The organism is Bacillus sp. IS1 (genome assembly GCF_032461585.1).
Taxonomy (GTDB): Bacteria; Bacillota; Bacilli; order Bacillales; family Bacillaceae; genus Bacillus; species Bacillus velezensis.
On sequence record NZ_JAWCWR010000006.1, the window covers coordinates 150,173 to 174,830 of the forward strand.

Below are 24,658 nucleotides of genomic sequence, written 5' to 3' on the forward strand. Positions count from 1 at the left end.
AATGTAACTTCCCCGCGTTATTGTTCTTTTAACATTGAATATTTTCGATACGCTTTATAGAAACTGCAGCCAAAGAGAACGGCCATAAGAGCGGGAAGCGACCTTAAAAGGGCAAATGGAGTTTCAAATAAAAATGCTTTCCAAAACATTGCGCCTTCCATACTCCACAGACCTTCAGCTAAATACAAACCTGAATTCGTGTAAATCATATTACAATAAAACAAGCACAGTAACCCAAAACAAGATGAAAAACTCATTAGTCTTTTATAATAATTACTCTTTGATTGGCGATCCGAGAAGATTTCATTTTGATCATCATCTTCTTTTTGCCAATATCGAGTTCCGCTAAGCCATGGGCCATTTATATAACTCCAGCCGAAGTCTTCATATATCTCTCTGTAGTCTTTGAACTTTTTCTTTGATAAATAATCTTGATAATCCAGTCTCATCACATATTTTTTGTCGGTTTTTTCGAAAGTGTATATTCCTAATCCGCTGATATTTGTACAGCGATAGCCTTTTTGTAATTGCTCGTTCAGCCATTGCTCCTCTTTTTCAATATCAAAAAACATCTTAAATGTCTTCATTCGATTCACTTCCTTCGTGCAGGGATAAAATATGCAGTAACCTGTTTTGTTCCATTTTCAAAATGGCGCTTCCTTCCGCAGTTATCATATAAACTTTTCTCCGGCCCGACTCTCCAACAGGTTCAATCCAGCCATGCTTATTCAAGTTTTCAATCGCGCCGTATAATGTGCCGGCTGCTAAAATAACAGTTCCGTTACTCATCTTTTCGATCTTCTGCATGGCGGCATAGCCATGAAGCGGCTCACGCAGTGCTAATAAAATATAATGCATGGTTTCAGACAGCGGTAATAATTTATGTTTCATATCCTCATCCTCTATTCAGTCTGACTATATAGTTAAACTTAATACAGTTCAACTGAATAGTCAATGGTCTTTTCAAAATTTGTCAAAGGAACTTGAAAATCAAATCTAAAAAGTCGCTTTTCTTACGTAATGGGAAGCGACTTTTTGTATGTCCATATTGACATCAAAGAAACGTAGCTGTTTTCCGATGTAGCAGTGTCGTTTATTTTCAATGTGTTTTTTACGGTAAGAAAATCATCAAATTGAAAGGGGATGAAAATTAATAGTTGACTCAAGCAACTGTTTCGATTACGATGGAAAAAAGTTGCTTAAGTCAATCTTTTGGAGGAGGTTCATCAATTTGGAAACAAAACGTGTTTTGGCATTCAGACAATTTAATAGATTTTATACAGATATTTTGGGTTTTCTAAATGAACATATTTATGACAGTCCATTCTCTTTAACGGAAACAAGGATTTTATACGAAATTTATAATACGGCCGATTGTACAGCAAAAATCATTCAAGAAAGGTTAGACTTGGACAGAGGATATGTGAGCAGAATCGTCAGAAAATTCGAAGAAGAAGGCTTCATATACAAGCAAAAATGCAGAGAAGACGGACGCAATCATTTCCTTTACGTAACCGCATCAGGGGAAAGTATTTATAAAAGTCTGGAGAAAAAAGCCAATCAGCAAGTTGAATATATCCTTGAACGCATAGACAAAGAGAAACAAGAAAAACTTGTACGTTCAATGGAAACCATTCAACACATTTTGCAGCATTCTTTTTATGATAAAGAATCTCCGATTTCAATAAGAGACTATTATACTTCAGAGGATGTCAAAAACATAATTGAGAAACAGCGATTATTTTATGCCGAATCCCATGGCTGGGATGATACATTTTTATCCTATCTTCACGATACGTTTAAAGCTGATATTGAAAAAATATGGGTGGCAGAAAGCGGGAATCAATTTGCGGGTTGTATCGGCTTAGTGAATGACGATGAAAAAACAGGACAGTTAAGGTGGTTCTTAGTCGATCCGTCTTTTCAAAGAAAAGGTGTCGGCAGCCGTCTGATTAAGGCACTTGTTCAATATTGTAAAGAAAATGGATACGAGCGTATATTTCTTTGGACGGTAAGAGACATGTCAACAGCCCGGCCATTGTATAAAAAGAATGGATTCGAAATTACAGAAATTCATGAAGAAAAACCTTTATGGGGATCAAATTTAATAGAAGAGCGCTGGGATTTGGAATTATAAATAAAGTGGGGGGAGGTAGTAGATGAGAGTAAAATATCACTATGCATGGATCATTGTGTTTGTCACTTTTTTCACCTTTTTAGCAGTTCAAGGCGCGCGTCTTTCATTTGGAGCTTTTGTTGAACCATGGGAAAAAGATTTTTCTATGAATAGAGGAACAATCTCGCTTATTTCCACTCTGAGTTTTATCATATATGGCATATCTCAGCCCATAATAGGGAGGCTGGTTGATAAATTAGGTCCCCGAATGATTTTGTCAGTCAGCACTTTCGTAGTCGGGATTAGCTTTATATTGACTTCTTTTGTGAATCATCCATGGCAATTATTTATCCTTTACGGAATTGTTATCTCAGTCGGTGTTGGAGGGGCATCCAATGTAGCCGCAACAGTTGTTGTTACAAATTGGTTTAATGAAAAACGCGGACTTGCTTTTGGAATTATGGAGGCAGGGTTTGGCGCTGGTCAGATGCTTCTTGTTCCCGGCTCTCTCATTTTGATTCAATGGTTTAATTGGAAGTTAACTGTAGTGATTTTGGGTCTGATTTTAATGGTTATTGTGTTTCCTGTCATACTGTTATTATTACGGAATCATCCCGGCGAGATGGGGTTATCTCCTATGGGCGGCTTTATGAAAGCAGAAGCTGAAAGTGAACAGCATACGGCCCACTTTTCTGTTTGGACAGTGTTTTGCAAGAAACAATTCTGGTTTTTAATATTACCTTTTGCTATATGCGGTTATACAACTACAGGGCTGATGGATACCCACCTGATCCCTTTTTCTCATGACCATGGATTTTCAACAAGTGTAACCAGTGCCGCAGTTAGTGTATTGGCGGGATTTAATATATTGGGGATCATTATCTCAGGAATTGCGGCAGACCGTTGGAGCAGTAAAAAGATGCTTATTCTTTTATATGTCATACGCGCATTATCAATTTGTATCCTGTTATATAGTCATCATCCGGTCATATTACTTATTTTTGCCACCCTGTTTGGACTAGTTGATTTTGCAACTGTAGCTCCTACTCAAATGTTAGCCACGCAATATTTTAAACAATATTCAGTTGGTTTTATTTTAGGCTGGTTATTCCTGAGCCATCAGATAGGATCAGCGCTGGGAGCTTATTTACCGGGTTTTCTCTATAGTGAAATGGGTAACTATGATCTTTCTTTTTATTTCTCAGTTATTATTTTGTTGGGAGCGGCAATATTTACTTTCTTACTGCCTGAAACGGTGAAAATAAAAAAAGAGCAAAAACCGAATTCAGCTTCAAATGAAACAGTATCCCAGCGTATAAATACCCCGTGAAGGTCCAAACCCTCTCGGCCGCATTAATAATACCAAGGGTTTTGAGTCCCTTGGTATTTTTTGTTCATTGTATGATGACGTAAACTTCTGACTTACTTAGTGGCTGTCGTTCCAGTTTTTCTCTATAAAAGTATTAGCAGGCTGTAAGTTGGTTTTGTTCGCAATTTCAATGACAGCGGGAACCACGGAAGGGTCTGTTTTGGAGAAGTTAGGAATCCGCGGATCTAACCGGAAAAAGCGATCTCCCAGCAGATTCGCGCTGACCATGGATTCATAGTAGCCATTTCCGCCGGAGATCATCTGAAGAAATGGCAGTAAAGGTTCATTAGGCGACCTGTCCAAAAGGACTCCCCAATTTGGAGGAAGGTTCTTCAGATTTTCGGGACGTATGTTATCCGCACTCACCATTCCCCATCCCCTCGTATCTCTTCTTAACCGAGTCGGGGCTTCACCTGTACCGATGGATAGCGCCGCAATTTGATCCAGTGGCACGTTGGCTTTACCAACCGCAAACGCGATACTGGCCGTACTGGGGTTCGTTGCCACTACATATCCGTCCACGTAGTTTTGATAGGCTCGCTGCGTCGCGGGAGCACCGCTGCTCCGCAGTATGACATCGCTCACTTTCTCATTTAAATAGGGAGAGCCGGGAAAGTTGTGAAATAATACGGGCGTCCAACGATCCAGTGCTGGGGAGTATAATTTGAATGAAGGGACAACAATTCGTTTTCTAAGATCTTTAAGACGAAGGCCTGGCGGGAAAAAGTTTCGTACCGCTTTAATAAAACCGGAATAGGGCAATTGTTGATTGAAAACAGGTCCCCCCGGCCGGGAAACGCTGAATGCGGGCAGGATCTCATCCTCAAAATACTGAAGTGTTTCCTCCGGAGATCTTCCGCTTGCTAATGCAAGGGCAGTAAATGAACCGATTGAATTTCCCGCAAATACATGGGTTCGACTTATTAATGCTGGATTTTCTTCAGCCAGTCTGTTCAATAGTTGTAAACTTAAAGCACCTAAGGTACCGCCCCCGTCAAAGGTCATGATCCGATATTTTGCCAAAGCTGATTTCTCCTTTCTGATGAAAACTATCATTCAGTATATGTTCAGCCAGAGTCTATTGTATGGATGAATGAATATCTCCTTATCTTAAAAATGGTTTGATTATCAATCCAGCGAGTCGGGAAAGAATATGTTTTTTATTTGAAGAGGTTTTTTCCGGGAAAAAGGAGAATTATTTAAAAATAAAAGGGGGAAAACACTTGAATACGATTGACCTTATTGTTTTACATTTTGAAGAAGTAAGACGGCGAAGCATCAAGTTATGGACAGCTATACCTGAGGAAAAAATGGACTGGCGCCCCGATTCCGAAGCAATGTCGTGTAAGGAAATGATAAGACATGTATTAGAAGCGGAATTTCTTTATCATCACATTTTACTAAAACAAATGAATGAGTCTTCAGAGGAATCTAAAAACCCGTATGAATCAAAAACGTTTACCACAGTAACCGAAGAATTAGAATTCGCAAAACCGTGTCGGGCCGAGTTTTTGACATTCATCAAATCGTTAAACGAAACAGATTTAACAAATATAAAGATTGACAGGTCTGATGTTGGATATATTCGCGAACTAGGAGACATGTTATTAAGAATCGCTTACCATGAGTCCGTACATACCGGTCAGCTTTTAGACTATCTCAGAACTGCTGAGGTTGACAGGCCTTTAATTTGGGACTAGTTAAATGATTGAGTTTTACAAGAAAAGGGAAAAGAATGGAATATAAACCGATTAATTTCCAAGAGAAATTATCTGCGTTCCAAGATCAATGGTCTCCAAAAGTAATCGCTGAAATGAATAATTATCAATTTAAACTTGTTAAAGTACAAGGGGATTTTGTTTGGCATAAGCATGACGATACAGATGAAGTTTTCATTGTCATTAAGGGTAATTTAATCATTGAATTTCGTGATGGAGAAGTAAAATTAAATGAAGGTGAAATGTTTGTCATTCCGAAAAATGTTGAACATAAACCTTATGCAGAATCAGAGTGTAACATTTTGCTTGTAGAACCTAAAGGTGTTGTGAATACCGGGCAGGAAATAACTGATCAAACAGCTGAAAATGATGTCTGGGTCTAGCCTGTAACAAAAAAACGATCAAAAATCCGATAGACCGAATGACGATTAGAAAAAATGATCAGGAAAACCAATTAAGAAAGATTTAAGGTTAAATATTGAAAAATTTTGTTAATATTATAATACATTGTTTGGAAATGTAATCATTTTATAAGGAGTTTTCTAATTGCGTTGGAGTAAATGGTTCAATATTTTTTGCATAGCAGCATTGGGATCAATATATGGCTATAAATTGTTTACTAACCAAGAAGTCAGTACGGCTCGTTTGATCATAGCTGCTGCAATTATCTTGTGGAACATTGTCGGACTTTTTAGCAAAGAACCAGTAAAACAAACACAGCAAGCAAACTAAAAGTCAAAAACACAAAAAGTTGGTACAGAAGGATGCTGCAGCGCGCAGCATCCTTTTTTCGCAGTCTCTCTTTTTATGCTGCTTATCATAAATCATTTAAGTTTCTTCAAGCATCCAGAATCTGTTGCATCGATAAATGAAAATTGCCCTAAAATGTGTCGATTCATCAACATAATAGTCCAAGCTGGGGTTTTTTATTTACATAGTATGAAGAGATTAAAAAATGCGAGAAGGAGTGGCGTAATGTATTATAACGAAGGTGAAGATCAACAGTACGTTCAGAAGAAAAAGCCATACAACGAAGCCTGTGACCTTGGCCATGATTTTGATATGGCGGACGACGAAGCAAGAGCGGAAGCAGCAAGAGAAGCAGAAGCGAGAGCCAGAGCGGAAGAGGCAATAGCAAGAGCGGAAGAAGCAAGAGCCCGAGCAGCAGAAGCAAAGGTAAAAGCGGCAAAATTAGCAGCAAAAGTGAAATGTAAAAAACGTCATAAGAAAGAGAAAAAACATGATTGCAAACGTAAGCACAAGAAGAAAAAATAAGAGCTTTTCATCATGTAAAAGATAAAATTCATGTGTATTGATTTTACCCGTACAGGGGTGCAAAAACGATAAAGAAAAAGATTCTTGTCGGGGGATCAAACAGAAAGGTTGCTCAGCCGGTGTCTCAGCAGAACCACGCATGGCAGGGCAAACATAATTTTCTATGGACTTCCATAGTCAGGTCGGGATATCACGCCAATAAATGTAAGTGCCTATCATGACAAAAAAGCAGGAGAGACAAGAGTTTCGGCAGCTTGCCGCTCTTGTCTTTTTTTGTTTTTATATCATCTTCGCGTATAGGTATCTATTTTTAAGTTTGCAGATCATCTGTCTAAGAATTTGTCCAATTCCTACATATACTGGTATCGGAATCAAATGCTTATTGGGAGTGAAATAGATGGGATCAGCACAGTTAACAGGACGCGTCATCTTCAAAGGGGACCCCGGCTATACACAGGCGGTTAAGAATTGGAACCCTTATGTTGATGTCTGTCCGCTTGTCTTTGTTTTTGCACAAAATTCATACGATGTAAGTAATGCTATTAAATGGGCTCGTGAGAAGAATGTGCCTATGCGTGTCAGAAGCGGCCGCCATGCTTTGGATAAAAATCTTTCCACGGTAAGTGATGGGATTGTTATTGATGTGAGTGACATGAATAAAGTTTTCTTAGATGAAAAAAACGCGGTAGCAACCGTTCAAACCGGCATTCACGTCGGCCCGCTTGTAAAAGGTTTAGCTCGGGAAGGTTTTATGGCCCCGTTCGGAGACAGTCCAACCGTCGGAATCGGAGGAATCACGATGGGAGGCGGATTTGGAGTGCTCTCACGATCGATCGGCCTGATAAGCGATAACCTTCTCGCACTGAAAATGGTAGATGCCAAAGGCAGGATTATTCAAGCAAATCAATCCCGCAATGAAGATTTACTGTGGGCTTCCAGAGGCGGCGGGGGAGGCAATTTCGGATATAACACCCAATATACGTTCAAAGTTCATCGTGCCCCTAAAACCGCAACCGTCTTTAATATTATTTGGCCGTGGGAACAGTTAGAAACGGTATTTAAAGCGTGGCAAAAATGGGCGCCGTTTACAGACGAACGATTAGGATGCTACCTTGAGATTTACAGCAAAGTAAATGGCTTGTGCCATGCGGAAGGATTGTTCCTCGGTTCAAAACCAGAGCTGGTTCAATTATTAAAACCTTTATTAAATGCCGGAACGCCGGCACAAACAGTAATCAAAACACTATACTACCCGGATTGTATAGATTTCTTAGATCCTGACGAACCGATTCCCGGCAGATCTGATCAGAGTGTTAAATTCTCCTCGGCGTGGGCGCTCAATCTTTGGCCGGAAGAACCTATTGCAGTAATGAGACAATTTTTAGAAAAAGCGACTGGGACAGAAACCAATTTCTTTTTTATCAATTGGGGCGGCGCGATAAGCAGAGTTCCAAGCAGTGAAACAGCCTTCTATTGGCGCCGGCCATTGTTTTATACGGAATGGACGGCTAGTTGGAAAAATAAATCTCAAGAAGCTTCGAATCTTGCATCAGTTGAAAGAGTGCGTCAGCTGATGAAACCATATGTAACAGGTTCTTATGTGAATGTTCCGGATCAAAATATCGAGAACTTCGGAAAAGCATATTATGGCTCAAACTTTGCAAGGCTTCAAAGAATAAAGGCGAAATACGATCCCGAAAATGTATTCCGTTTTCCGCAAAGCATCCCGCCCTCGTATAAATAGTTTGATCGTTTTGGGAAACAAAATAAAATGCTGCGTTTGCATTCTAAACATTATTATTGGAGCACACCAGAACATTCAGGTGTGTTTTTATTGTTGTTTTCATTTCTGAAATGCAGTTATTCACTTATATCTCAATGCGGATTCCAAACGATTTCCCATAAGTGTCCATCGGGGTCTTGGAAGTGACCGGCGTATCCGCCCCAAAAAGTATCATGAGCGGGGTCAGTTATCGTTGCTCCTGCCTGTTTTGCCTGTTCCATGGCTTTATCGACTTCAGCTTTACTGCTGACGTTATGTCCTCATGTAAATTCCGCAGGGCTTGGAGCAGTTAACGTAACGTTTGATTCATGTGCGATGTCTTTGCGGTTCCAAAGGGCAAGTTTCAGTCCCGTTTGCAAGTCAAAAAAAGCAGCTGCGCCATGTTCAAATCTGTACCGGCTATTCCTTCTGTAGGCAGACCCAAGCCATCCTGATAGAAGTGCAGCGATTTTTCTAAATTGTCTGCGCCTGAAGTAATTACTGTAATCCGCGGCTTCATAGCAATCATTGATTAAGAGCAATATAAAGTATTGGACATTTTCATTGAAAAGATTTTGACATTTCAGTAAAGAACCTATATATTCATATATGAGCACATAATCATATACGGTTATTTTTGTGTCCGTGTTAGAATGCTTCATAACAGAAAAGAAATAATAAATGCAGTGTATGAGATAAGGAGGAGATTTTTATGGGTCACAATCACAATCACGCTGGCGGGTCCAATAAGAAGGTTTTATTGATCTCTTTTATCGTGATTACAGGTTATATGATAATAGAAGCGATAGGCGGATTTTTAACCAATAGTTTAGCGCTTTTGTCAGATGCAGGCCATATGCTGAGTGACTCGATCTCATTAATGGTTGCTCTGATTGCTTTTAAATTGGCCGAAAAAAAGGCAAGTCATCATAAGACATTCGGCTACAAACGATTTGAGATTCTCGCAGCTGTGATAAACGGTGTTGCATTAATAGTGATTTCCCTTTATATCATTTATGAAGCAATCAAACGTTTCTCTCATCCGCCGGAGGTAGCAACAACCGGCATGCTGACGATTAGTATCATCGGGTTAGCTGTGAATATATTGGTTGCTTGGATTATGCTGAACGGCGGAGATACAAAGAATAACCTGAACATAAGAGGGGCTTACTTACATGTGATAAGTGACATGCTCGGATCTGTAGGTGCCATACTGGCTGCGATTCTTATCATCTTCTTCGGGTGGAGCTGGGCAGATCCAGCGGCCAGTGTCATTGTGGCTATTCTTGTTCTGAGAAGCGGTTACCATGTGACGAAAGACTCCATTCACGTATTAATGGAAGGAACTCCGGAAAATATCGATGTCACTGACATCATTCATACAATTGAAGAGACAGAAGGAATTCAAAGCATTCATGATTTGCACATATGGTCTATCACAAGCGGATTGAATGCTCTTTCCTGCCACGCTGTTGTTAACGATCAACTGACCATTTCTGAAAGTGAAAGTATTTTACGCAAAATTGAACATGAACTTGGAGACAAAGGCATTACACATGTAACCATTCAAATGGAAACAGCAGCGCATAATCACGACAATACGATTCTTTGTCAGGCCCAAACTGAGAATCCGCGTGACCATCATCATTAAAGGAGGAAATAGGGACTCACTTGTCTGCTGACAATTAAGATAAAACCGGAGGGGGGATTCATATGTACGACACGATAGTAATCGGAGCCGGTCAGGCAGGAATCTCAGTAGGATATTATCTAAAGAAGTCGAAACAAAAGTTTATCATTTTGGATAAAAGTCATGAAGTGGGAGAAAGCTGGAAAAACCGGTATGACTCATTGGTTTTATTTACTTCTCGAATGTACAGCTCTTTGCCTGGAATGCCGCTTGAAGGAGACAAGCATGGACTCCCTTCAAAAAATGAAATTGCTGCTTATCTGAAAAAATATGTTGAAAGATTTGAAATCCCGATCCAATTACGGACAGAAGTAATAAGTGTCCAAAAATTAAAGAACGATTTCTTAATAAAAACAAACCGGGAAGAATATCAAACGAAGAATCTTGTGATGGCCGCAGGTCCTTTTCATACCCCTAACATTCCATCAATATCAAGGGATGTAGCCGATCATATTCATCAATTACATTCTTCACAATATAAACATTCAAAACAACTGGCGCCTGGGAATGTACTGGTAGTCGGCGGCGGGAATAGCGGAGCTCAGATAGCTGTTGAATTATCCAAAGAAAGAGTTACATATTTGGCTTGCAGTAATAAACCGGCTTATTTCCCTTTATGGATTGGAAAAAGAAGCATCTTTTGGTGGTTTGATAAATTAGGAGTTTTACATGCAAGTCATACATCAATAGTAGGCAAGTTCATTCAAAAGAAAGGCGACCCCATATTTGGGTATGAATTAAAACATGCAATAAGACAGAAGAAGATCATCTTAAAACAAAGAGTCATAGCCGGAAAGCAAAATGAAATCATTTTTAAAGATTCATCTTCATTAGAAGTAAACAATATCATTTGGGCAACTGGTTTTAAGAATCCGCTTTGTTGGATGAAAATAGAAGGTGTTTTGGATAAGGAAGGCCGAATTATACATCACCGGGGTGTTTCAGCTGTAGAAGGATTGTACTTTATTGGTTTGCCTTGGCAGCATAGGCGAGGTTCAGCGCTGCTTCAAGGTGTAGGAAATGATGCTGAATACATTGTAAAACAAATGAACGGCGGATAGACTGAGGAGAGCAGTAACTTACGTGTTTACTGCTCTTTTTTGTGTTGAATAAGTCCGGTTATGTGACTGTGTAAAGCCGAAAAAATCATTAATAAGAAGATCCCTGACTCATTGATTGTGCAACATTCTGACGTACTTCCCGAGCTAACTGCGCGGCACGTAAGGAAGCCTGCCAAATAGCCGGACTCACTGCAGATTGACTGATGGATAATGCCTGTTGTGTGGCTGGAACCATTGGTCTTAGGAGATTTTCCGCCTCGTCTACAGATGACGCGTATTGGTGACCGGCTGCTCTTCGCAGGTCTGCTATCGCTGCGGGGAAGTTTGACCATAGACGAAGTATTGAATTCATGCAGCCAACCATAAGAGGAAAATGAGGAGCCCGGCCTTGTCCGGAGGCGAGAAGCTCTGCTGCGCCTAAAGCGGAATAAACGTGATAGCTCAACGGAGTAAGATATTTTGCGTGTACAGTATGAAGTTCTCGTAATCCCCAAGTGTCTGGAAGAAATCTGAATTCTGAACTCATACCGCATCCCAGAGCGAGTGCTCTGCTGACAGCCTGCAAGTGTTTCACTACCGCAGCCATTGATTGTTGAAAGGAGGATGAGTGTATTGGAATTTGTTGAATCGCAGATAAATGGCTTCGCATTTTATGATTTGCCTGACTTAAATCAGGCTGCTGTCTGTAATCATATACATAATACGGATAATAATAATACATATCTAAACTCCCTTTATGAATGACTTTTAGGAGCAGGATATGCACCCAGATTGTTTTTGATAAGGGCATGTGCCTAAATGAATCCATCAGTGCAACTATTTTAGTCCGCGCATATTCAGTTGGTATTTTTTATGCAAACGGATTTTGTGGCCAAAACGTTTCTGCTAACTTAAGTCTTTTAGGCTGAACAAGGGAATTTCTTAGTGCGGCACACTCTCATACAAAAAGCATAGGATAATATCACAAAAATTTAAAATTGCGGGGATGAAAAATGTATTATATACCTTTTTCGCATCAATGTTATTATTGTGTGAATGTACCGATGTATAGCGATGGAAGATCTGTTTATTGGACTGTTCCAAATAACTATGATCCTTCATACGAAGATAGAAACCTTCTCTTGAAAGATTATGGACCAAAACCATTTGTTGTGAATATCAATAAAGCCGCAAAACAAAACAATACGTTCCGTACGGCACTATGGACAGGAAAGCATTTTCAAATTACTTTGATGAGTCTTGGTATTGGAGAAGATATCGGTTTGGAGATCCATCCTCACGTAGATCAATTCTTACGGATTGAGCAAGGTCGAGGGATAGTTAAAATGGGCAAGAGTAAAGATAATTTAAGTTTCCGAAGAAATGTCTATGATGATTATGCCATTGTTGTCCCTGCCGGCACTTGGCACAATGTTATTAATACGGGTAATACGCCGTTAAAACTATATTCAATTTATGCTCCTCCCAACCATCCGTTTGGTACAGTTCATGTGACAAAGGCAGATGCAGCGGCTGCGGAGGATTAGTATAGGATTCCAGAGGACTTTGCTGCTGCAAAGACTATAGAAAAAATGGTATTGGGACAGCATGATGAAATAAAGCGATTGAATGGCTGAAACACAAAATATTAACGTTTCTGCTTGTCATAGTGCAGTTGATGCGATGCTTTATTCCACAACTTTTCAACAGCAAATGTGGTTTTTTGTCTGACCATTTTAATTGATTGGCAGTCAGTGAAAATAGACATTTGTAATGAATTTATCCTTGCTCCTCCTAATAAGCGGCTTTAACTGCCAAGTTTCTGTTTCTCTTCATACCATTTGCGAAGCTGATGAATATGAGCTTGATGATATCTATTATGGTCTGCCATATGCCATATTCCCCATTGAATGGTTGCTTGTTTTTCTGCTTCATAATCTACTGTATGATTCAGCTGATCGTCAGTTAATTGATAACAAACAGACTTAAACATGCTGAATACTTTTTCATAATCAGTGAGAATTTGTTTTAATGAAACACCGGAAATGAAAGGGATCTTATTGTTCTGATCTAACATTGGTCCATACTTCTCTTCAAGCTGCTTTGGTATCGGTTCACCCTTTATTCTGAATATCCAGTTGAGATCAACATATGCTAAGTGTCTTATTAGCTGAGCTGTACTATTGTATGTTTGATTTGGTCCTTTATAATCGATCTCCTGCTGTGACATGTCTGACACAATGGATATTAAGCGGCTGTCATTTTCATTAACGGCAGAATACAGCATTCCCACAAGATGATCCATGTGCATTTCACCTTTTAAATCTAAAATCATTAACCCCGCCTCATTAGCACAATTTTTATATTCAGTTTGCCTTATTACTCATATTTGTCAAGCCATCCGGGGAATGGGCCGCTGTAAGACGAAGCTATGAAGCAGGCTCTCTTTGCCTGCTTTTTTTGTGTGCCGGCCTTTACATCTGACATGTTAAGTTATCTGAAACTGTACCTTTTTAAATGTCAGACAGTGTTATATGATACTCTGCAGATATTCAAGAATATGTACTTGGAGGACATTCTCATGCGAAATTTTAATGTTGCTATCCCTACGCCTTTTCATGAAGATGAAAGTTTATATTTAGAAGGATTTGATCCTATTGTCGAACATTTGAAACACAGCGGTATCCATTCATTACTCATATGCGGCACGACTGGTGAACAGCATTCACTCAGCATAGATGAGCGTCTTCAGATCATTGAGTATGTTAATCAGCGAAAATTTGAAGATGTTGAACTGATGTTCGGTGTTTCAGCCGTAAGAACCAGTGATGCCGTCAAACTGATGAAACACATCGAGAAAACCAATATTGATTCTGTACTGATTGGTTTTCCTCCTTATATAAGACCGACACAGCAGCAAGCCGTTTATTACGTTGACGAACTTCTCAGTCATACCTCTAAAGAGGCTGTGCTTTATAATAACCCCGGCCGGACCGGTTTTAATCTGAGTGAGAAAGCGCTTAAAGACTTAATAAGCCGGCATCCCGGGATAAGGGGGCTGAAAGAAGGAGGAGACGTTCTGCGTCATAAACAAACAGAGTTCCCTGATCACTTTATTTTGTTTGCGGCAGGAGACGTTGAATTTCCGAAGATGCTGAGTAACGGGTGTAACGGCCTGTCAAGCATGGCCGGAAATGTCTATCCTGAAGAAATCAGAGAAAGCTTCAGCAGCTTATCAGAAAATAAACCGATTAATCTGGATCGAATAAACGATCTGATTGCTGAAGTGACAAATCATCATACTGTCATGAATATAAAAAATCACTATAAGAAGATTGGGATTCAAGCAGGCAGCTGCCGGTCACCCATTATATAAGAAATGTTCCGTCGCGGATAAGTGAAACATGTGATCAGCGCGCTTTCTGCACTTGGATTAGGCTTAATAAGCAAGTTATGCAATACTGTCATTAGCGGGGGCGTAAGCATTTGTTTAACTTTACATAAGGGAACCCTTATGATATGGTGATTATTGCTAATATTGACAAGAAAGAGGTGAAAGCGATGATAACGATTTATGGAATTTTGTATGGTAAAAATGCAAAAATTGGAAACATCTTGGCGGATAAAGGGAGCAGTCTGTCCTTTTTTAAGCCAAATCATCATACAAAAACAGTTATCGGTGCTTTTTCTCTATGTCAAATAAACGATAATCCAATGACATAATGTCCTTGTTTATTTGTGCATGATGTTATTTAAGCGTAACACCGATAATTGTGTCGGTGTTTTTTTGTGCCTGATTTTAAAAAAAGGTTAGATGATCACTCCCTTCTATTTACTCAAACAAACCAGAGTTTTATGGAAGGATGAGAAAACATGCAACAAAAAAACAAGTATATAAGAATTCAAGAGTTCCTGAAGCAAAATAAATTTCCTGATTTTAGAATGAATCAAATCAAAAATGCTGTGTTCAAAGGGAGAATAAATCATTTTAATGAAATAACGGTTCTTCCTAAATCCTTGAGAAAATTGTTAATGAATGAGTTTGGAGATTCAATTTTAAATATTGCTGCTTTAAAAGTGCAGCATTCTGAGCAAGTAACAAAAGTCTTATTTGAAATTTCAGGAGACGAAAAAATAGAAACGGTCAATATGAAATATAAAGCTGGCTGGGAGTCATTTTGTATATCCTCGCAGTGCGGCTGTCATTTTGGCTGTACATTTTGTGCAACAGGAGATATTGGTTTAAAACGCAGCTTAACATCAGATGAAATGACTGACCAAATTTTGTACTTTCACTTAAAAGGACATTCAATTGATAGTATTTCTTTTATGGGAATGGGAGAAGCATTAGCTAATATACAAGTGTTTGATGCTTTACATGTGCTTACAAATCCGGAGTTGTTTGCTTTAAGCCCTCGTCGGTTATCTATTTCGACCATAGGTATTATTCCGGGCATTAAAAAAATCACTCAGGATTATCCGCAGGTCAACCTGACGTTTTCATTACATTCTCCTTTTAATGAACAGCGAAGCAAGTTAATGCCGATTAATGAACGCTTCCCGTTATTGGAGGTAATGGACACATTAGATGAGCATATACGTGTGACCTCAAGAAAAGTTTATATTGCTTATATTATGCTGCCGGGAGTTAATGATTCTATTGATCATGCGAATGAAGTAGTACGTCTTTTAAGAAGCAGATATAAGAGAGGGAACTTGTTCCATGTAAACATCATTAGATATAACCCGACTGTTAGTTCACCTATGAGATTTGAAGAAGTAAATGAGAAACAAGTTGTAAACTTCTATAAAAAATTAAAGTCAGCAGGAATTAACGTGACCGTCAGAAGTCAATTTGGCATTGATATAGATGCTGCTTGCGGACAATTATATGGAAATTATCAAAAAAATAAGAACCGATAAATCAGGTGCAGAACTCGGTTTGACTTCATATTATTTCATTTGATAACATAAAATGGTTATCGTGATTGAAAAAAAGATACCCGTTTTTATAAAAAAGGAGTCATAACGTTGCTGAAAAGGTTTTTTCTTGTTTTTCTTACGCTGATAATGTCTATATTTGCTGTATTCGCGGCTGCTGAAGAGTCTCCCGGCGATCGTGTCATTTCTTTTGACGAGCCTATGATTTTATTGATCTCGCTCGGAATCATCTTATGTTTGTTCATTCCGCCATTCGTCATGTCCTTTTTTGGCAGTTTGGTTGTGAGAATCATATCCGGAGTCTATCAATGTTTTATCGTCCTCACGTTTGCGGGGCTCATTCCGATTGGATTTCTGATCCCCAATGGCTTTTTGACAATTCTTGCTGCCGTCCTGGGAACTTTGGTCAGTTCAGCCAGTGTTGCGGTCACCTTATTCGTTGGCAGGACAGAGAACACAAATAAGCTTTCGTAAGCGGTTTTGACAACAATAACACGTCCTGAAAACACCAAGTGTCACAGACCCTTGGTGTTTTTTAATTCCGTCAGAAAAGAAGGTATAATGGGCGGGGAAGAGGTGTCAGCCAATGAAAATAACCAGAGAGACATTAGAAAAACAGCAAATTTGGATATATGGTGTGACTCTTGTGATCGGAGGAATAGCGGGGATCGCCGGGAAAGATTCAGGACTTCGCTGGGGATGGACGATATCACCGTTTATCGCTGTTCTCATGTATGCCATGTTTGCCCAAATCCCATTCTTGAAGCTGAGGGAAGCCTTGTCAAACCTCAAGTTTAATGGCGGCTTTACTGATCGGTAATTTCTTAGCTGTACCTGTCGTTGTATGGGTGTTAACCGCCATTTTTCCTCAATCTCCTCCTATATTATTAGGGGTTTGTTTGGTATTGCTTACACCTTGTATTGATTACGTCATTGTCTTTACTCAGCTCGGCAAAGGAAATGAGAAATTAATCTTGGCTTCCACGCCGGTTTTGTTCGCCGTTCAGATGGTATTGCTTCCGTTATACCTGCGGCTGTTTATCGGGAAAGAAGTGATAGGAGATGTTCATGCGGGACCGTTTCTGGAAGCATTCTTATTGTTAATAGCAGTGCCGCTGCTGGCGGCGGTGATGACTCAATTATGGGCTGATAAGAAGCCGGCGGGAGAAAAGGTGCTGGAATGGACGGCGTGGCTGCCTGTTCCTTTTATGGCTCTGGTCTTACTGGCGGTCGTCGCCACACAAATCGGCAAGGTCATCAGTGATGCTGACATCATTATACGTGTGATTCCGATCTATCTGTTATTCCTGCTCATTATGCCGTTTGTCTCCCGGTTTATCGCAAATGCGTTCCGTCTGGATACAGGTGAAGGAAGAGCATTGATCTTCAGCACGGGCACAAGAAATTCACTCGCAGTCCTTCCGTTAGCGCTGGCTTTGCCGGATGCTTGGGCCTCATTAGCCGCCGCTGTTATCGTCACACAGACGATTGTTGAGCTGATAGGCGAATTGGTTTATATAAAAGCGGTGCCCGGATGGCTGCTGAAATAAAAAATAATCTGAACAGAAAAAAACATACCAATAGATATTGGTATGTTTTTTATGAGAATTATAAAGTTGCAATGTCAATGACGAAACGGTAGCGGACATCGCTTTGGAGAACCCGTTCGTACGCTTCGTCGACTTGATCGGCCGGTATCACTTCAATTTTAGGAGCAATGCCGTGCTCGGCAGCGAAATCAAGCATCTCCTGAGTCTGCGGAATACCGCCGACGAGTGAACCCGCAATGCTGCGGCGGCCCGTGATTAAGGAGAACACACTGTATGAATCCGGCTTAGCGGGCGCTCCCACATTTACCAATGTACCGTCAATGCGAAGCAGAGATAAGTAGGCATCTACGTCAAGGTTCGCGGATACTGTATTTAAAATAAGATCAAAACGTCCGGCCAGCTCAGTAAATGTATCCGGATCGCTTGTTGCAAAGTAATGATCGGCTCCAAATTCAAGCGCTTCGTCTTTTTTGTTCATTGAGCGGCTGAGGACGGTGACCTCTGCGCCTAAAGCGTGCGCGAATTGAACGGCTAAATGTCCGAGCCCGCCCATTCCGACAATCGCCACTTTTTTGCCGGGGCCGGCATTCCAGTGTTTCAGCGGAGAATACGTGGTAATGCCCGCGCACAATAGCGGGCTGGCAGCATCCAAATCCAGCTGATCGGGAATCCGGACAACGAATCTGTCAGTGACAACTATTTTCTGGCTGTAGCCGCCGTATGTAGGGTTTCCGTCGTAGTCCAGGTTATTATAAGTCTGAACAACGCCTTTTGTGCAATATTGTTCGTCACCGTTGAGACAGTATTCACATTCCCCGCAGGAGTCTACAAAACAGCCGACACCCACACGGTCGCCGACGGCAAATGTGGTGACGTCTTCACCCACGGCTTCCACAACTCCGGCAATTTCGTGCCCGGGAACCATCGGAAAGATTCCGCCGCCCCATTCATCGAATGCGCTGTGGATGTCTGAGTGACAAATCCCGCTGTACTTAATATCAATCAGGATATCGTGCGGCCGTAATGCTCTTCTCTCAATCGTCGTCCGCTCAAATTTAGCTTTTGCATGCGGAGCGCTTAATACACGAGTCGGATGATTATTACACATGGTTATCTTCCTTTCCAAGATAAAGTGATGAATCCTCTGTTCGGTTTTACTTTAAATGTTAAAGCGGGCTTTAAGTCAAGGAGTTTGGTTTATTTTTTTATGAAATGATATTCTATAATGGCACGCTTATGAAAGGTATGAAGGACGGGTGGTAAGAATATGAAGATTGCGCAGGCTGCAAAGCAGGTTGAGTTATCAGCCGCAACGCTTAGGTATTATGAAAGTATAGGACTGATTCCTCCGGTAAAACGCGATGAAAGCGGCATCCGCGATTATGACGAAGATGATGTGAATTGGATTCAATTTATAAAATGCATGAGAAGTGCCGGGCTGTCGATTGAGGCGCTGATTGAATATACCGCTTTATTTATTGAAGGAGCCGATCATACGATCGAACCCCGAAAAAACATCCTGATAAATGAAAGGAAAAGGCTGACGGAGAAACAGAGGGAAATTGATGAAACCATAAAACGATTAAACAGGAAGATTGAGGATTACGAAGATATCCTTGAAAATGAAGCGAAACTTAAAAGCAGACTGAAAGCTGAATGTATTTCTGAATGAAGAGAAGGTGTCCCGGACGCCGGGCCGCATGAAATGTACCAAGGAAACGAGCCTTGGTTTTTTTATTTTCTAAAGAGAGGAAACAAAACAGCTTTTTCTATCTTATCAATCATTACTTATCCTTTTTTCAGCTTGACTTTTTCACTGCAGACTTTTAAAGTGTGAAATGTTGCTTAGACTGTGATTAGCGACTTTAATGCTGAAAAGAGGTGGTTTACCCAGATGAACAATAAAAAGAACCCTTGGGCGTTATTGCCTTTAGTCTTATTCGTAGGGCTTTTTGTCGGCTCTGGTCTGGTGACCGGAGATTTTTATAAATTGCCGATTCTGATTGCCGCGATTATTGCGTCAGCTTTTGCGCTGTTATTTAACCGGAAGAAATCGCTCAATCAAAAAATAGAATGGTTCGCTTCCGGTGCGGGACATCCTGATATTATCATTATGGTTATGATTTTTATATTGGCAGGTGCCTTTGCTTCAGCGGCTGAAGCGATGGGAGCGGTGCATTCAACTGTCAACCTTGCTTTGAGCGTTATTCCGCAGCAGTTTTTGCTGCCGGGGCTGTTTATCATTGCTTGTTTTATTTCTATATCGATGGGAACATCAATGGGCACGATTGCGGCGGTTGCGCCGATCAGCGCGGGTCTGAGCGGAGAGCTTGGCATCTCCGGCGCGATTACGATGGCGGCTGTGGTCGGCGGAGCTATGTTCGGAGATAATCTTTCTTTTATTTCCGATACGACCATCGCGTCAGTCCGGACGCAAAAAACACAAATGATGGATAAATTCAAAACGAACTTTCTGATTGTTTTGCCTGCTGCCATTGTGACTGTTATTATCTTATTTTTTATTCCGGCAGGCCACGCCGGCCATACGGGTGCTGAATCTTACAACTGGATTAAGGTGCTTCCTTATGTCGCCGTGTTGGTTTTTGCGTTAATCGGTATTAATGTGATGGCTGTCATATTCGGCGGATTGGTTTTGACGGGAATCATCGGATTAGCGGGCGGCAGCCTGACGCTTGACTCTTATTTTAAGGCGATTACGGATGGAATTGCCGGAATGAGCGATCTGATCATCCTGTCCATGCTGATCGGCGGGATGGTCGGCGTGATGAAACAAAACGGCGGGATCGACTTTTTACTGGAGTTCATCACGAAACGAATCCGTTCGAAAAAAGGAGCCGAAGCCGGCATTGCCGGACTGGTCAGCGTGACGAATCTGGCTGCGGCCAATAATACGATCTCGATTATCGCAGCCGGGCCGATTGCAAAGAATATCGCTGATAAATTCAACATCGACAACAGAAAATCGGCAAGTATTCTGGATATCTTTTCGTGCATGATTCAAGGATTGATTCCTTATGGCGCGCAGCTGTTATCAGCCGGAAAATTCGGGAATATTTCACCCGTCAGCATCCTGCCATACTCTTTCTATCCCGTTTTCATCGGAATCTGCGGCATCGCCGCCATCATATTTGGACTGCCGAAATTCACAAGAAATACGAAATAAAAAAAGGCGCCGTTCGGCGCCTTTTTTCTTTCATGACAGCCAAGCATTTCTCAAAAGCTGTACGCCCTGTGTGATCTGATCCGTATCGAGATGGGCGAAACCCAGCTTTATGATCGGCGGTTCGGGTTTTTCGGCAACGAAATAAACGGCGGTAGGATATACCTTCACTCCGTACTGAAAAGCGCGTTCGATTAATGTTTCTTCTGAACAGTTCAGGTGAACTCTCACCAATATATACAATCCCGACTGCTCGCCGATGATCGTCACATGATCGCCGAACTGCTGCTTTACATGTGAAATCAAGTGGTGCATTTTGCGCCTGTAAACAATACGCATGCGCTTAATATGGCGGGTCCATTCACCGGCCTTCATCAATTCAGCCATGGTCAGCTGGTTAAGCGAAGAAGCGGTGCTTTCGAAATGAATAAACCTTTTTTTATACCGGTGCAAAAGGCACTGCGGCAAAACCATATAGCTTATGCGGATGCCCGGAAGAAAGGATTTTGAGAAATTCCCTAAATAAATCACCCGGTCTGATTGAATGGAAGCAAGAGCGGGAAACGGCTGCTGTGTATAACGGAATTCACTGTCATAATCATCCTCAAGAATATAACCCTCTCTATGATTCACCCAATTGATCAGAGTTTGGCGCTGCTGAATGGACATGCTTACGCCGTAAGGGCTGTGATGGGAAGGGGTCACATAGATTAATTTTTCTTTCATTGCATGTAATTGAGAAAAATCAGCTCCGTTTTCATAGACAGGCATCGTTTCCAGAGAAAGCCCGTGAAATTGAAAAGCCGCTCTGGCACCGTCAAATCCCGGGTCTTCAACGATCATTCCCGAAAAATCCTCTTTCAGAATCCGGCTGAGATATATCAGCATCTGCTGGGTGCTGCTGCCGATGATAATGGAATCCGCATCTGTTTTCACTCCGCGGGATTCCAAGAGATAAGCGGCAATTTGTTCACGCAGGTCTCTCTCGCCGAACGGTTCACCGTACAGAAAGCTTTTCTCTGATGTCAAAACTTGATTGTATAATTTTCTCCATGTTTTCAGAGGAAAATGATTTTGATCGACGGCTCCGGCGCGAAAATCAATCAGGGCCGGCTGAGCTGATTCGGTTTTCTCAGCGTAAACAACATCATGTTCTTGTTGAAATAAAGAGGGTTCTATTTCATTAGCAAAATATCCTTTGCGTGTTTCTCCGCGAATGTATCCCTCCGCTAAAAGCAGATCATAGGCCATCAGCGTTGTATTACGGCTTACCCGCAGGGAATCTGCCAGCTCCCGAATTGAAGGCAGCCGCTCATCTGCCTGAATATTTCCCTGCTCAATCAATGTTTTAAATTGCTCATAAATTTGTTTGTATTTCGGGGTATCGCTTTCGAAAGCGAAAATCATATTTTTCATCAGATGTTCTCCTCTGACATGTATATTTATTTAAAACTGTACCTTTTTAAATGTCAGTTGATATCTTATTATAGCGGAAAGCGCTTTATCAATCCATGTTCAGAGAGGAGAGTTTTTATGTATATTCCCGCTCCATTTCAGCTGAGTGAAGCTGAAGCGTGCGATGTAATCAAAGAGTATGGTTTCGCAGCATTGTTTTCAACGGCGGAAGGCATGCCGTATGCAACCCACCTGCCATTGATGATGAGTAAGGATAACGAATGCTTATACGGTCATTTTGCATTGCCGAATCCCCAATGGAAAGAGATTGATGGCCAAAACGTGTTAGCCGTTTTTCAAGGGCCTCATTGTTATATCTCGCCTAAATGGTATGAGACGAATCAGGCTGTTCCCACATGGAATTATGTGGCGGTTCATGTTTACGGAGAGGCGGAGCTTTTGGATGAGGAAGAAACCGTGCAGTCGATGAGTGATCTCGTATTGAAATACGAAAGCCCCGACAGCCCGTACAAATTAGAGGATGTCGATGCGAAATTGCTGGCAGGCAAGAACAAAGGGGTAAAAGGTTTTAAAATCAAAATCAGCAAAATAGAGGGGAAAGCAAAGCTGAGTCAAAATCATTCATCCGCAAGACAAGGGCTGGTCGTACAACAGCTCAAACAGATTCCTCATACAAACGAACAGCTCATTTCCGGCTTGATGGAAGAAAACATCAAACGGATCACTGCGAACAACTGACAAGCATATTAAAAACATACCGGCAGCATGCGGTATGTTTTTTCAGGTTACGAAGCTTTTTTCAGGATGAATAACGACTCAAACAGCACATAAATCAACGGCGCCATTAAAATGAAGAAAGAATGAAAAATAGCATACGGTATGAGTAAGTAAACGATAAGTTTCAATAGAATGGAAGACGTTTTATTCAATGTCCAGCGGTTTTTCAAGATATCAGTCATACAAGCTAAAACAAGGCCGACCGTCAAATATCCGGCTGCGATGTAAAGATAAATAAAAAGGTAAAACGGGTAAGAAGACAACGGCGGTGTGTCTTCCTGTGTCATTTTTAAACCCACATAAAAGACCAATAAAAAGCAAACGGACGAAACGAGAGCTAACAAAAGGTGTTTATATAAATACTTCTTCATGTGTTCACCTGCCTATGGCGCAATTATTTCTTAACATATTATGACATGGTTTTACCGTTTCTGCTATGTGAGCGGGGCGTAAAGAATCAATATCATCTTTTCATGAATCCGGATTTTTTGTTCGGATGGATGTAAAGAAGAATACACCAAAAAAAGCTGTCAGCTTGGTCCTGACGGCTTATTTTTGGTGAAAGGCTTATTTCTCCGTGGTGAAATAAAGCAATGCTATGACCGGAAAAGCGATTCCAATCCATAATGTGATACTCCACCCGCCTGAGGCGTATGCCCATCCTCCGATTGATGATCCTATAGCACCGCCGAGAAAGAAGATTGCCATAAATAATCCGTTTAATCGGCTGCGAAATTCAGGTGCCAACGAAAAAATGGCACGCTGACTGAGTACGAGATTGGCAGATACCCCCATATCCAACAGGATAGCAGCGGCCACCAGAACTGCTATTCCGACGGGGGAGCTGCTCTGAATCATGAGCGGGAGTAATAAAGAAACGATGACAACACCGAGAGCGATTCCGGTGGCAAGCCGGGTCAAGCCGCGATCAGCCAGACGGCCGCCTATCGGTGCAGCCGCTGCACCCGCAATGCCCGCTAATGCATACAGCGCGATTGCCTTTTGAGAAAAATGAAAAGCAGGACCGGACAATAATAAAGGCACAGTCGTCCAGAATAAGCTGAAAGCGCCAAATACAAACGCATGATAAATGGCACGGCGGCGTAAGACCGGAGTCGTGCGCAGCAGCTTCCACATTGAACCGAGTAAGACGGTGTAGCTTGTGTTTGCTGTTGGTTTTCTGGCAGGAAGCACTTTTGATAAGATGATTGCCAGGACAACACTTAACGCGGCGGATAAAGCAAATATGGCATTCCACCCCCATATATCAGCGACCAGGCTGGATATCGGACGGGAAAGCATAATACCGAGCAGCAGGCCGCTCATCACATTGCCGACAACCCGGCCGCGTGCGGCATCTGGTGCAAGGTATGATGCGAATGGAACTAGCACTTGGGCCGCGATTGATCCCAGTCCGATGAAAAACGCAGCGGCTAAAAACAGTGTTCCATGCTTCACAAATGCTGTCAGTGTCAAAGCGGCTGCGCTTAGAAGGAGCGATACAACGACAAGTTTTTTGTTTTCGATAATGTCTCCCAAAGGGACGAGAAACAGTAAGCCGGCAACGTATCCGATTTGAGTCAGCGTGACAATTAATCCGGCGCTGCTTGGAGAAAGCCCGATTGCCGCACTAATGAATCCTGCCAAGGGCTGTGCATAATAAAGATTAGCGACAATGATACCGCATGCCGTTGCGAGAAGAAGGGTTAAACCAGATGAAATTCCCTGATCTGCTGTCTGTTTGTTTTCTTTAGCCATATGAATGAACTCCTTTTTAAGTGGTTTTTATGATGCTTGATAAATGATTTGCTGATTCATCTCCT

The 24,658-nt window shown here is 41.4% G+C and carries 26 protein-coding genes and 2 pseudogenes; 18 read left to right on the plus strand and 10 right to left on the minus strand.

Annotated features, from left to right (window positions below):
• Window positions 1–17 precede the first annotated feature (17 nt).
• Both RUW00_RS18855 and RUW00_RS18860 read right to left on the minus strand, forming a co-directional pair.
• Entirely contained in the window at window positions 18–587 is a 570-nt protein-coding gene (locus RUW00_RS18855; RefSeq protein ID WP_280144874.1) for a DUF2812 domain-containing protein, read from the minus strand.
• Window positions 574–891 (minus strand): PadR family transcriptional regulator, encoded by a 318-nt coding sequence (locus tag RUW00_RS18860; protein ID WP_015239232.1) that lies wholly within the window; start codon window positions 889–891, stop codon window positions 574–576. The genes RUW00_RS18855 and RUW00_RS18860 overlap by 14 nt, the downstream gene beginning before the upstream one ends.
• Window positions 892–1,231: 340 nt before the next feature.
• On the opposite strand from RUW00_RS18860, the gene RUW00_RS18865 reads away from it, so the two are divergent.
• Together RUW00_RS18865 and RUW00_RS18870 are read left to right on the plus strand one after the other, a co-directional pair.
• Window positions 1,232–2,137 carry a bifunctional helix-turn-helix transcriptional regulator/GNAT family N-acetyltransferase gene (locus RUW00_RS18865; protein ID WP_061861885.1) on the plus strand — a complete coding sequence of 302 codons (906 nt, stop codon included), beginning with the start codon at window positions 1,232–1,234 and terminating at the stop codon, window positions 2,135–2,137.
• A gap of 22 nt (window positions 2,138–2,159) precedes the next feature.
• The gene (locus RUW00_RS18870) at window positions 2,160–3,446 is read left to right on the plus strand and encodes an MFS transporter (RefSeq protein WP_280144875.1); all 1,287 of its coding nucleotides are present in this window, start codon (window positions 2,160–2,162) and stop codon (window positions 3,444–3,446) included.
• A gap of 96 nt (window positions 3,447–3,542) precedes the next feature.
• Here RUW00_RS18870 and cotR read toward each other — a convergent pair whose 3' ends face one another.
• Window positions 3,543–4,508 carry a sporulation hydrolase CotR gene (gene cotR, locus RUW00_RS18875; RefSeq protein ID WP_022552644.1) on the minus strand — a complete coding sequence of 322 codons (966 nt, stop codon included), beginning with the start codon at window positions 4,506–4,508 and terminating at the stop codon, window positions 3,543–3,545.
• Window positions 4,509–4,708: 200 nt separating this feature from the next.
• Between cotR and RUW00_RS18880 the strand changes: the two genes are divergently transcribed.
• From RUW00_RS18880 to RUW00_RS18900, 5 genes are all read left to right on the plus strand, one after another.
• Window positions 4,709–5,185, plus strand: a complete 477-nt coding sequence (locus tag RUW00_RS18880; protein ID WP_103527122.1) for a DinB family protein — start codon at window positions 4,709–4,711, stop codon at window positions 5,183–5,185.
• A gap of 35 nt (window positions 5,186–5,220) precedes the next feature.
• On the plus strand, window positions 5,221–5,586 hold the full coding sequence (locus tag RUW00_RS18885; RefSeq protein WP_280144876.1) for a cupin domain-containing protein: 366 nt from the start codon (window positions 5,221–5,223) through the stop codon (window positions 5,584–5,586).
• A gap of 163 nt (window positions 5,587–5,749) precedes the next feature.
• Window positions 5,750–5,935 (plus strand): hypothetical protein, encoded by a 186-nt coding sequence (locus RUW00_RS18890; RefSeq protein WP_017419203.1) that lies wholly within the window; start codon window positions 5,750–5,752, stop codon window positions 5,933–5,935.
• A 243-nt stretch (window positions 5,936–6,178) separates the two neighbouring features.
• Window positions 6,179–6,478: a hypothetical protein gene (locus RUW00_RS18895; RefSeq protein ID WP_280144877.1), complete on the plus strand. Its 300-nt coding sequence runs from the start codon at window positions 6,179–6,181 to the stop codon at window positions 6,476–6,478.
• Window positions 6,479–6,875: 397 nt separating this feature from the next.
• The gene (locus RUW00_RS18900; protein WP_017419201.1) at window positions 6,876–8,222 is read left to right on the plus strand and encodes an FAD-binding oxidoreductase; all 1,347 of its coding nucleotides are present in this window, start codon (window positions 6,876–6,878) and stop codon (window positions 8,220–8,222) included.
• A gap of 131 nt (window positions 8,223–8,353) precedes the next feature.
• Here RUW00_RS18900 and RUW00_RS18905 read toward each other — a convergent pair.
• Window positions 8,354–8,760 (minus strand): annotated as a pseudogene (locus tag RUW00_RS18905) (VOC family protein).
• A 192-nt stretch (window positions 8,761–8,952) separates the two neighbouring features.
• Here RUW00_RS18905 and RUW00_RS18910 point away from each other — a divergent pair.
• Window positions 8,953–9,891, plus strand: a complete 939-nt coding sequence (locus RUW00_RS18910) for a cation diffusion facilitator family transporter (RefSeq protein ID WP_280144878.1) — start codon at window positions 8,953–8,955, stop codon at window positions 9,889–9,891.
• 62 nt (window positions 9,892–9,953) lie between these two features.
• A complete protein-coding gene (locus RUW00_RS18915; protein WP_280144879.1) occupies window positions 9,954–10,991 on the plus strand; it encodes a flavin-containing monooxygenase in 1,038 nt (345 codons plus the stop codon).
• Between the two features lie 88 nt (window positions 10,992–11,079).
• Here RUW00_RS18915 and RUW00_RS18920 read toward each other — a convergent pair whose 3' ends face one another.
• Entirely contained in the window at window positions 11,080–11,712 is a 633-nt protein-coding gene (locus tag RUW00_RS18920) for a hypothetical protein (protein ID WP_038461219.1), read from the minus strand.
• A gap of 271 nt (window positions 11,713–11,983) precedes the next feature.
• Here RUW00_RS18920 and RUW00_RS18925 point away from each other — a divergent pair, with 271 nt between their 5' ends.
• Window positions 11,984–12,517, plus strand: coding sequence for a cupin domain-containing protein (locus tag RUW00_RS18925; protein WP_060675329.1), 534 nt, complete (start codon window positions 11,984–11,986; stop codon window positions 12,515–12,517).
• Window positions 12,518–12,777: 260 nt separating this feature from the next.
• Here RUW00_RS18925 and RUW00_RS18930 read toward each other — a convergent pair whose 3' ends face one another.
• Window positions 12,778–13,305, minus strand: a complete 528-nt coding sequence (locus tag RUW00_RS18930) for a DinB family protein (RefSeq protein WP_280144880.1) — start codon at window positions 13,303–13,305, stop codon at window positions 12,778–12,780.
• A 246-nt stretch (window positions 13,306–13,551) separates the two neighbouring features.
• On the opposite strand from RUW00_RS18930, the gene RUW00_RS18935 reads away from it, so the two are divergent.
• The 5 genes and pseudogenes from RUW00_RS18935 to RUW00_RS18955 all read left to right on the plus strand — a co-directional run bounded on the left by RUW00_RS18935 (window position 13,552) and on the right by RUW00_RS18955 (window position 17,461).
• Window positions 13,552–14,346 (plus strand): dihydrodipicolinate synthase family protein, encoded by a 795-nt coding sequence (locus RUW00_RS18935; protein ID WP_280144881.1) that lies wholly within the window; start codon window positions 13,552–13,554, stop codon window positions 14,344–14,346.
• Window positions 14,347–14,489: 143 nt separating this feature from the next.
• The gene (locus RUW00_RS18940; protein ID WP_007409550.1) at window positions 14,490–14,693 is read left to right on the plus strand and encodes a hypothetical protein; all 204 of its coding nucleotides are present in this window, start codon (window positions 14,490–14,492) and stop codon (window positions 14,691–14,693) included.
• Between the two features lie 150 nt (window positions 14,694–14,843).
• Window positions 14,844–15,893 carry a Cfr family 23S rRNA (adenine(2503)-C(8))-methyltransferase gene (locus tag RUW00_RS18945; protein ID WP_280144882.1) on the plus strand — a complete coding sequence of 350 codons (1,050 nt, stop codon included), beginning with the start codon at window positions 14,844–14,846 and terminating at the stop codon, window positions 15,891–15,893.
• Between the two features lie 108 nt (window positions 15,894–16,001).
• Window positions 16,002–16,385, plus strand: coding sequence for a hypothetical protein (locus tag RUW00_RS18950; RefSeq protein ID WP_015239247.1), 384 nt, complete (start codon window positions 16,002–16,004; stop codon window positions 16,383–16,385).
• Between the two features lie 112 nt (window positions 16,386–16,497).
• Window positions 16,498–17,461 (plus strand): annotated as a pseudogene (locus RUW00_RS18955) (arsenic resistance protein).
• Between the two features lie 58 nt (window positions 17,462–17,519).
• Here the strand turns inward: RUW00_RS18955 and RUW00_RS18960 are convergent.
• Window positions 17,520–18,569 (minus strand): NAD(P)-dependent alcohol dehydrogenase, encoded by a 1,050-nt coding sequence (locus RUW00_RS18960; protein ID WP_021495045.1) that lies wholly within the window; start codon window positions 18,567–18,569, stop codon window positions 17,520–17,522.
• 159 nt (window positions 18,570–18,728) lie between these two features.
• Here RUW00_RS18960 and RUW00_RS18965 point away from each other — a divergent pair, with 159 nt between their 5' ends.
• Window positions 18,729–19,133: a MerR family transcriptional regulator gene (locus RUW00_RS18965; RefSeq protein ID WP_022552661.1), complete on the plus strand. Its 405-nt coding sequence runs from the start codon at window positions 18,729–18,731 to the stop codon at window positions 19,131–19,133.
• Window positions 19,134–19,355: 222 nt separating this feature from the next.
• Window positions 19,356–20,645, plus strand: coding sequence for a Na+/H+ antiporter NhaC family protein (locus RUW00_RS18970; protein ID WP_039062685.1), 1,290 nt, complete (start codon window positions 19,356–19,358; stop codon window positions 20,643–20,645).
• 30 nt (window positions 20,646–20,675) lie between these two features.
• Here RUW00_RS18970 and pdxR read toward each other — a convergent pair whose 3' ends face one another.
• Window positions 20,676–22,058, minus strand: coding sequence for a MocR-like pyridoxine biosynthesis transcription factor PdxR (pdxR, locus tag RUW00_RS18975; RefSeq protein WP_280144883.1), 1,383 nt, complete (start codon window positions 22,056–22,058; stop codon window positions 20,676–20,678).
• A 117-nt stretch (window positions 22,059–22,175) separates the two neighbouring features.
• Between pdxR and RUW00_RS18980 the strand changes: the two genes are divergently transcribed.
• Entirely contained in the window at window positions 22,176–22,796 is a 621-nt protein-coding gene (locus RUW00_RS18980) for an FMN-binding negative transcriptional regulator (RefSeq protein ID WP_280144884.1), read from the plus strand.
• A gap of 47 nt (window positions 22,797–22,843) precedes the next feature.
• Here the strand turns inward: RUW00_RS18980 and RUW00_RS18985 are convergent, their stop codons facing one another.
• Both RUW00_RS18985 and RUW00_RS18990 read right to left on the minus strand, forming a co-directional pair.
• The gene (locus RUW00_RS18985) at window positions 22,844–23,206 is read right to left on the minus strand and encodes a hypothetical protein (RefSeq protein WP_280144885.1); all 363 of its coding nucleotides are present in this window, start codon (window positions 23,204–23,206) and stop codon (window positions 22,844–22,846) included.
• A gap of 196 nt (window positions 23,207–23,402) precedes the next feature.
• The gene (locus tag RUW00_RS18990) at window positions 23,403–24,593 is read right to left on the minus strand and encodes an MFS transporter (RefSeq protein WP_280144886.1); all 1,191 of its coding nucleotides are present in this window, start codon (window positions 24,591–24,593) and stop codon (window positions 23,403–23,405) included.
• Window positions 24,594–24,658 lie beyond the last annotated feature (65 nt).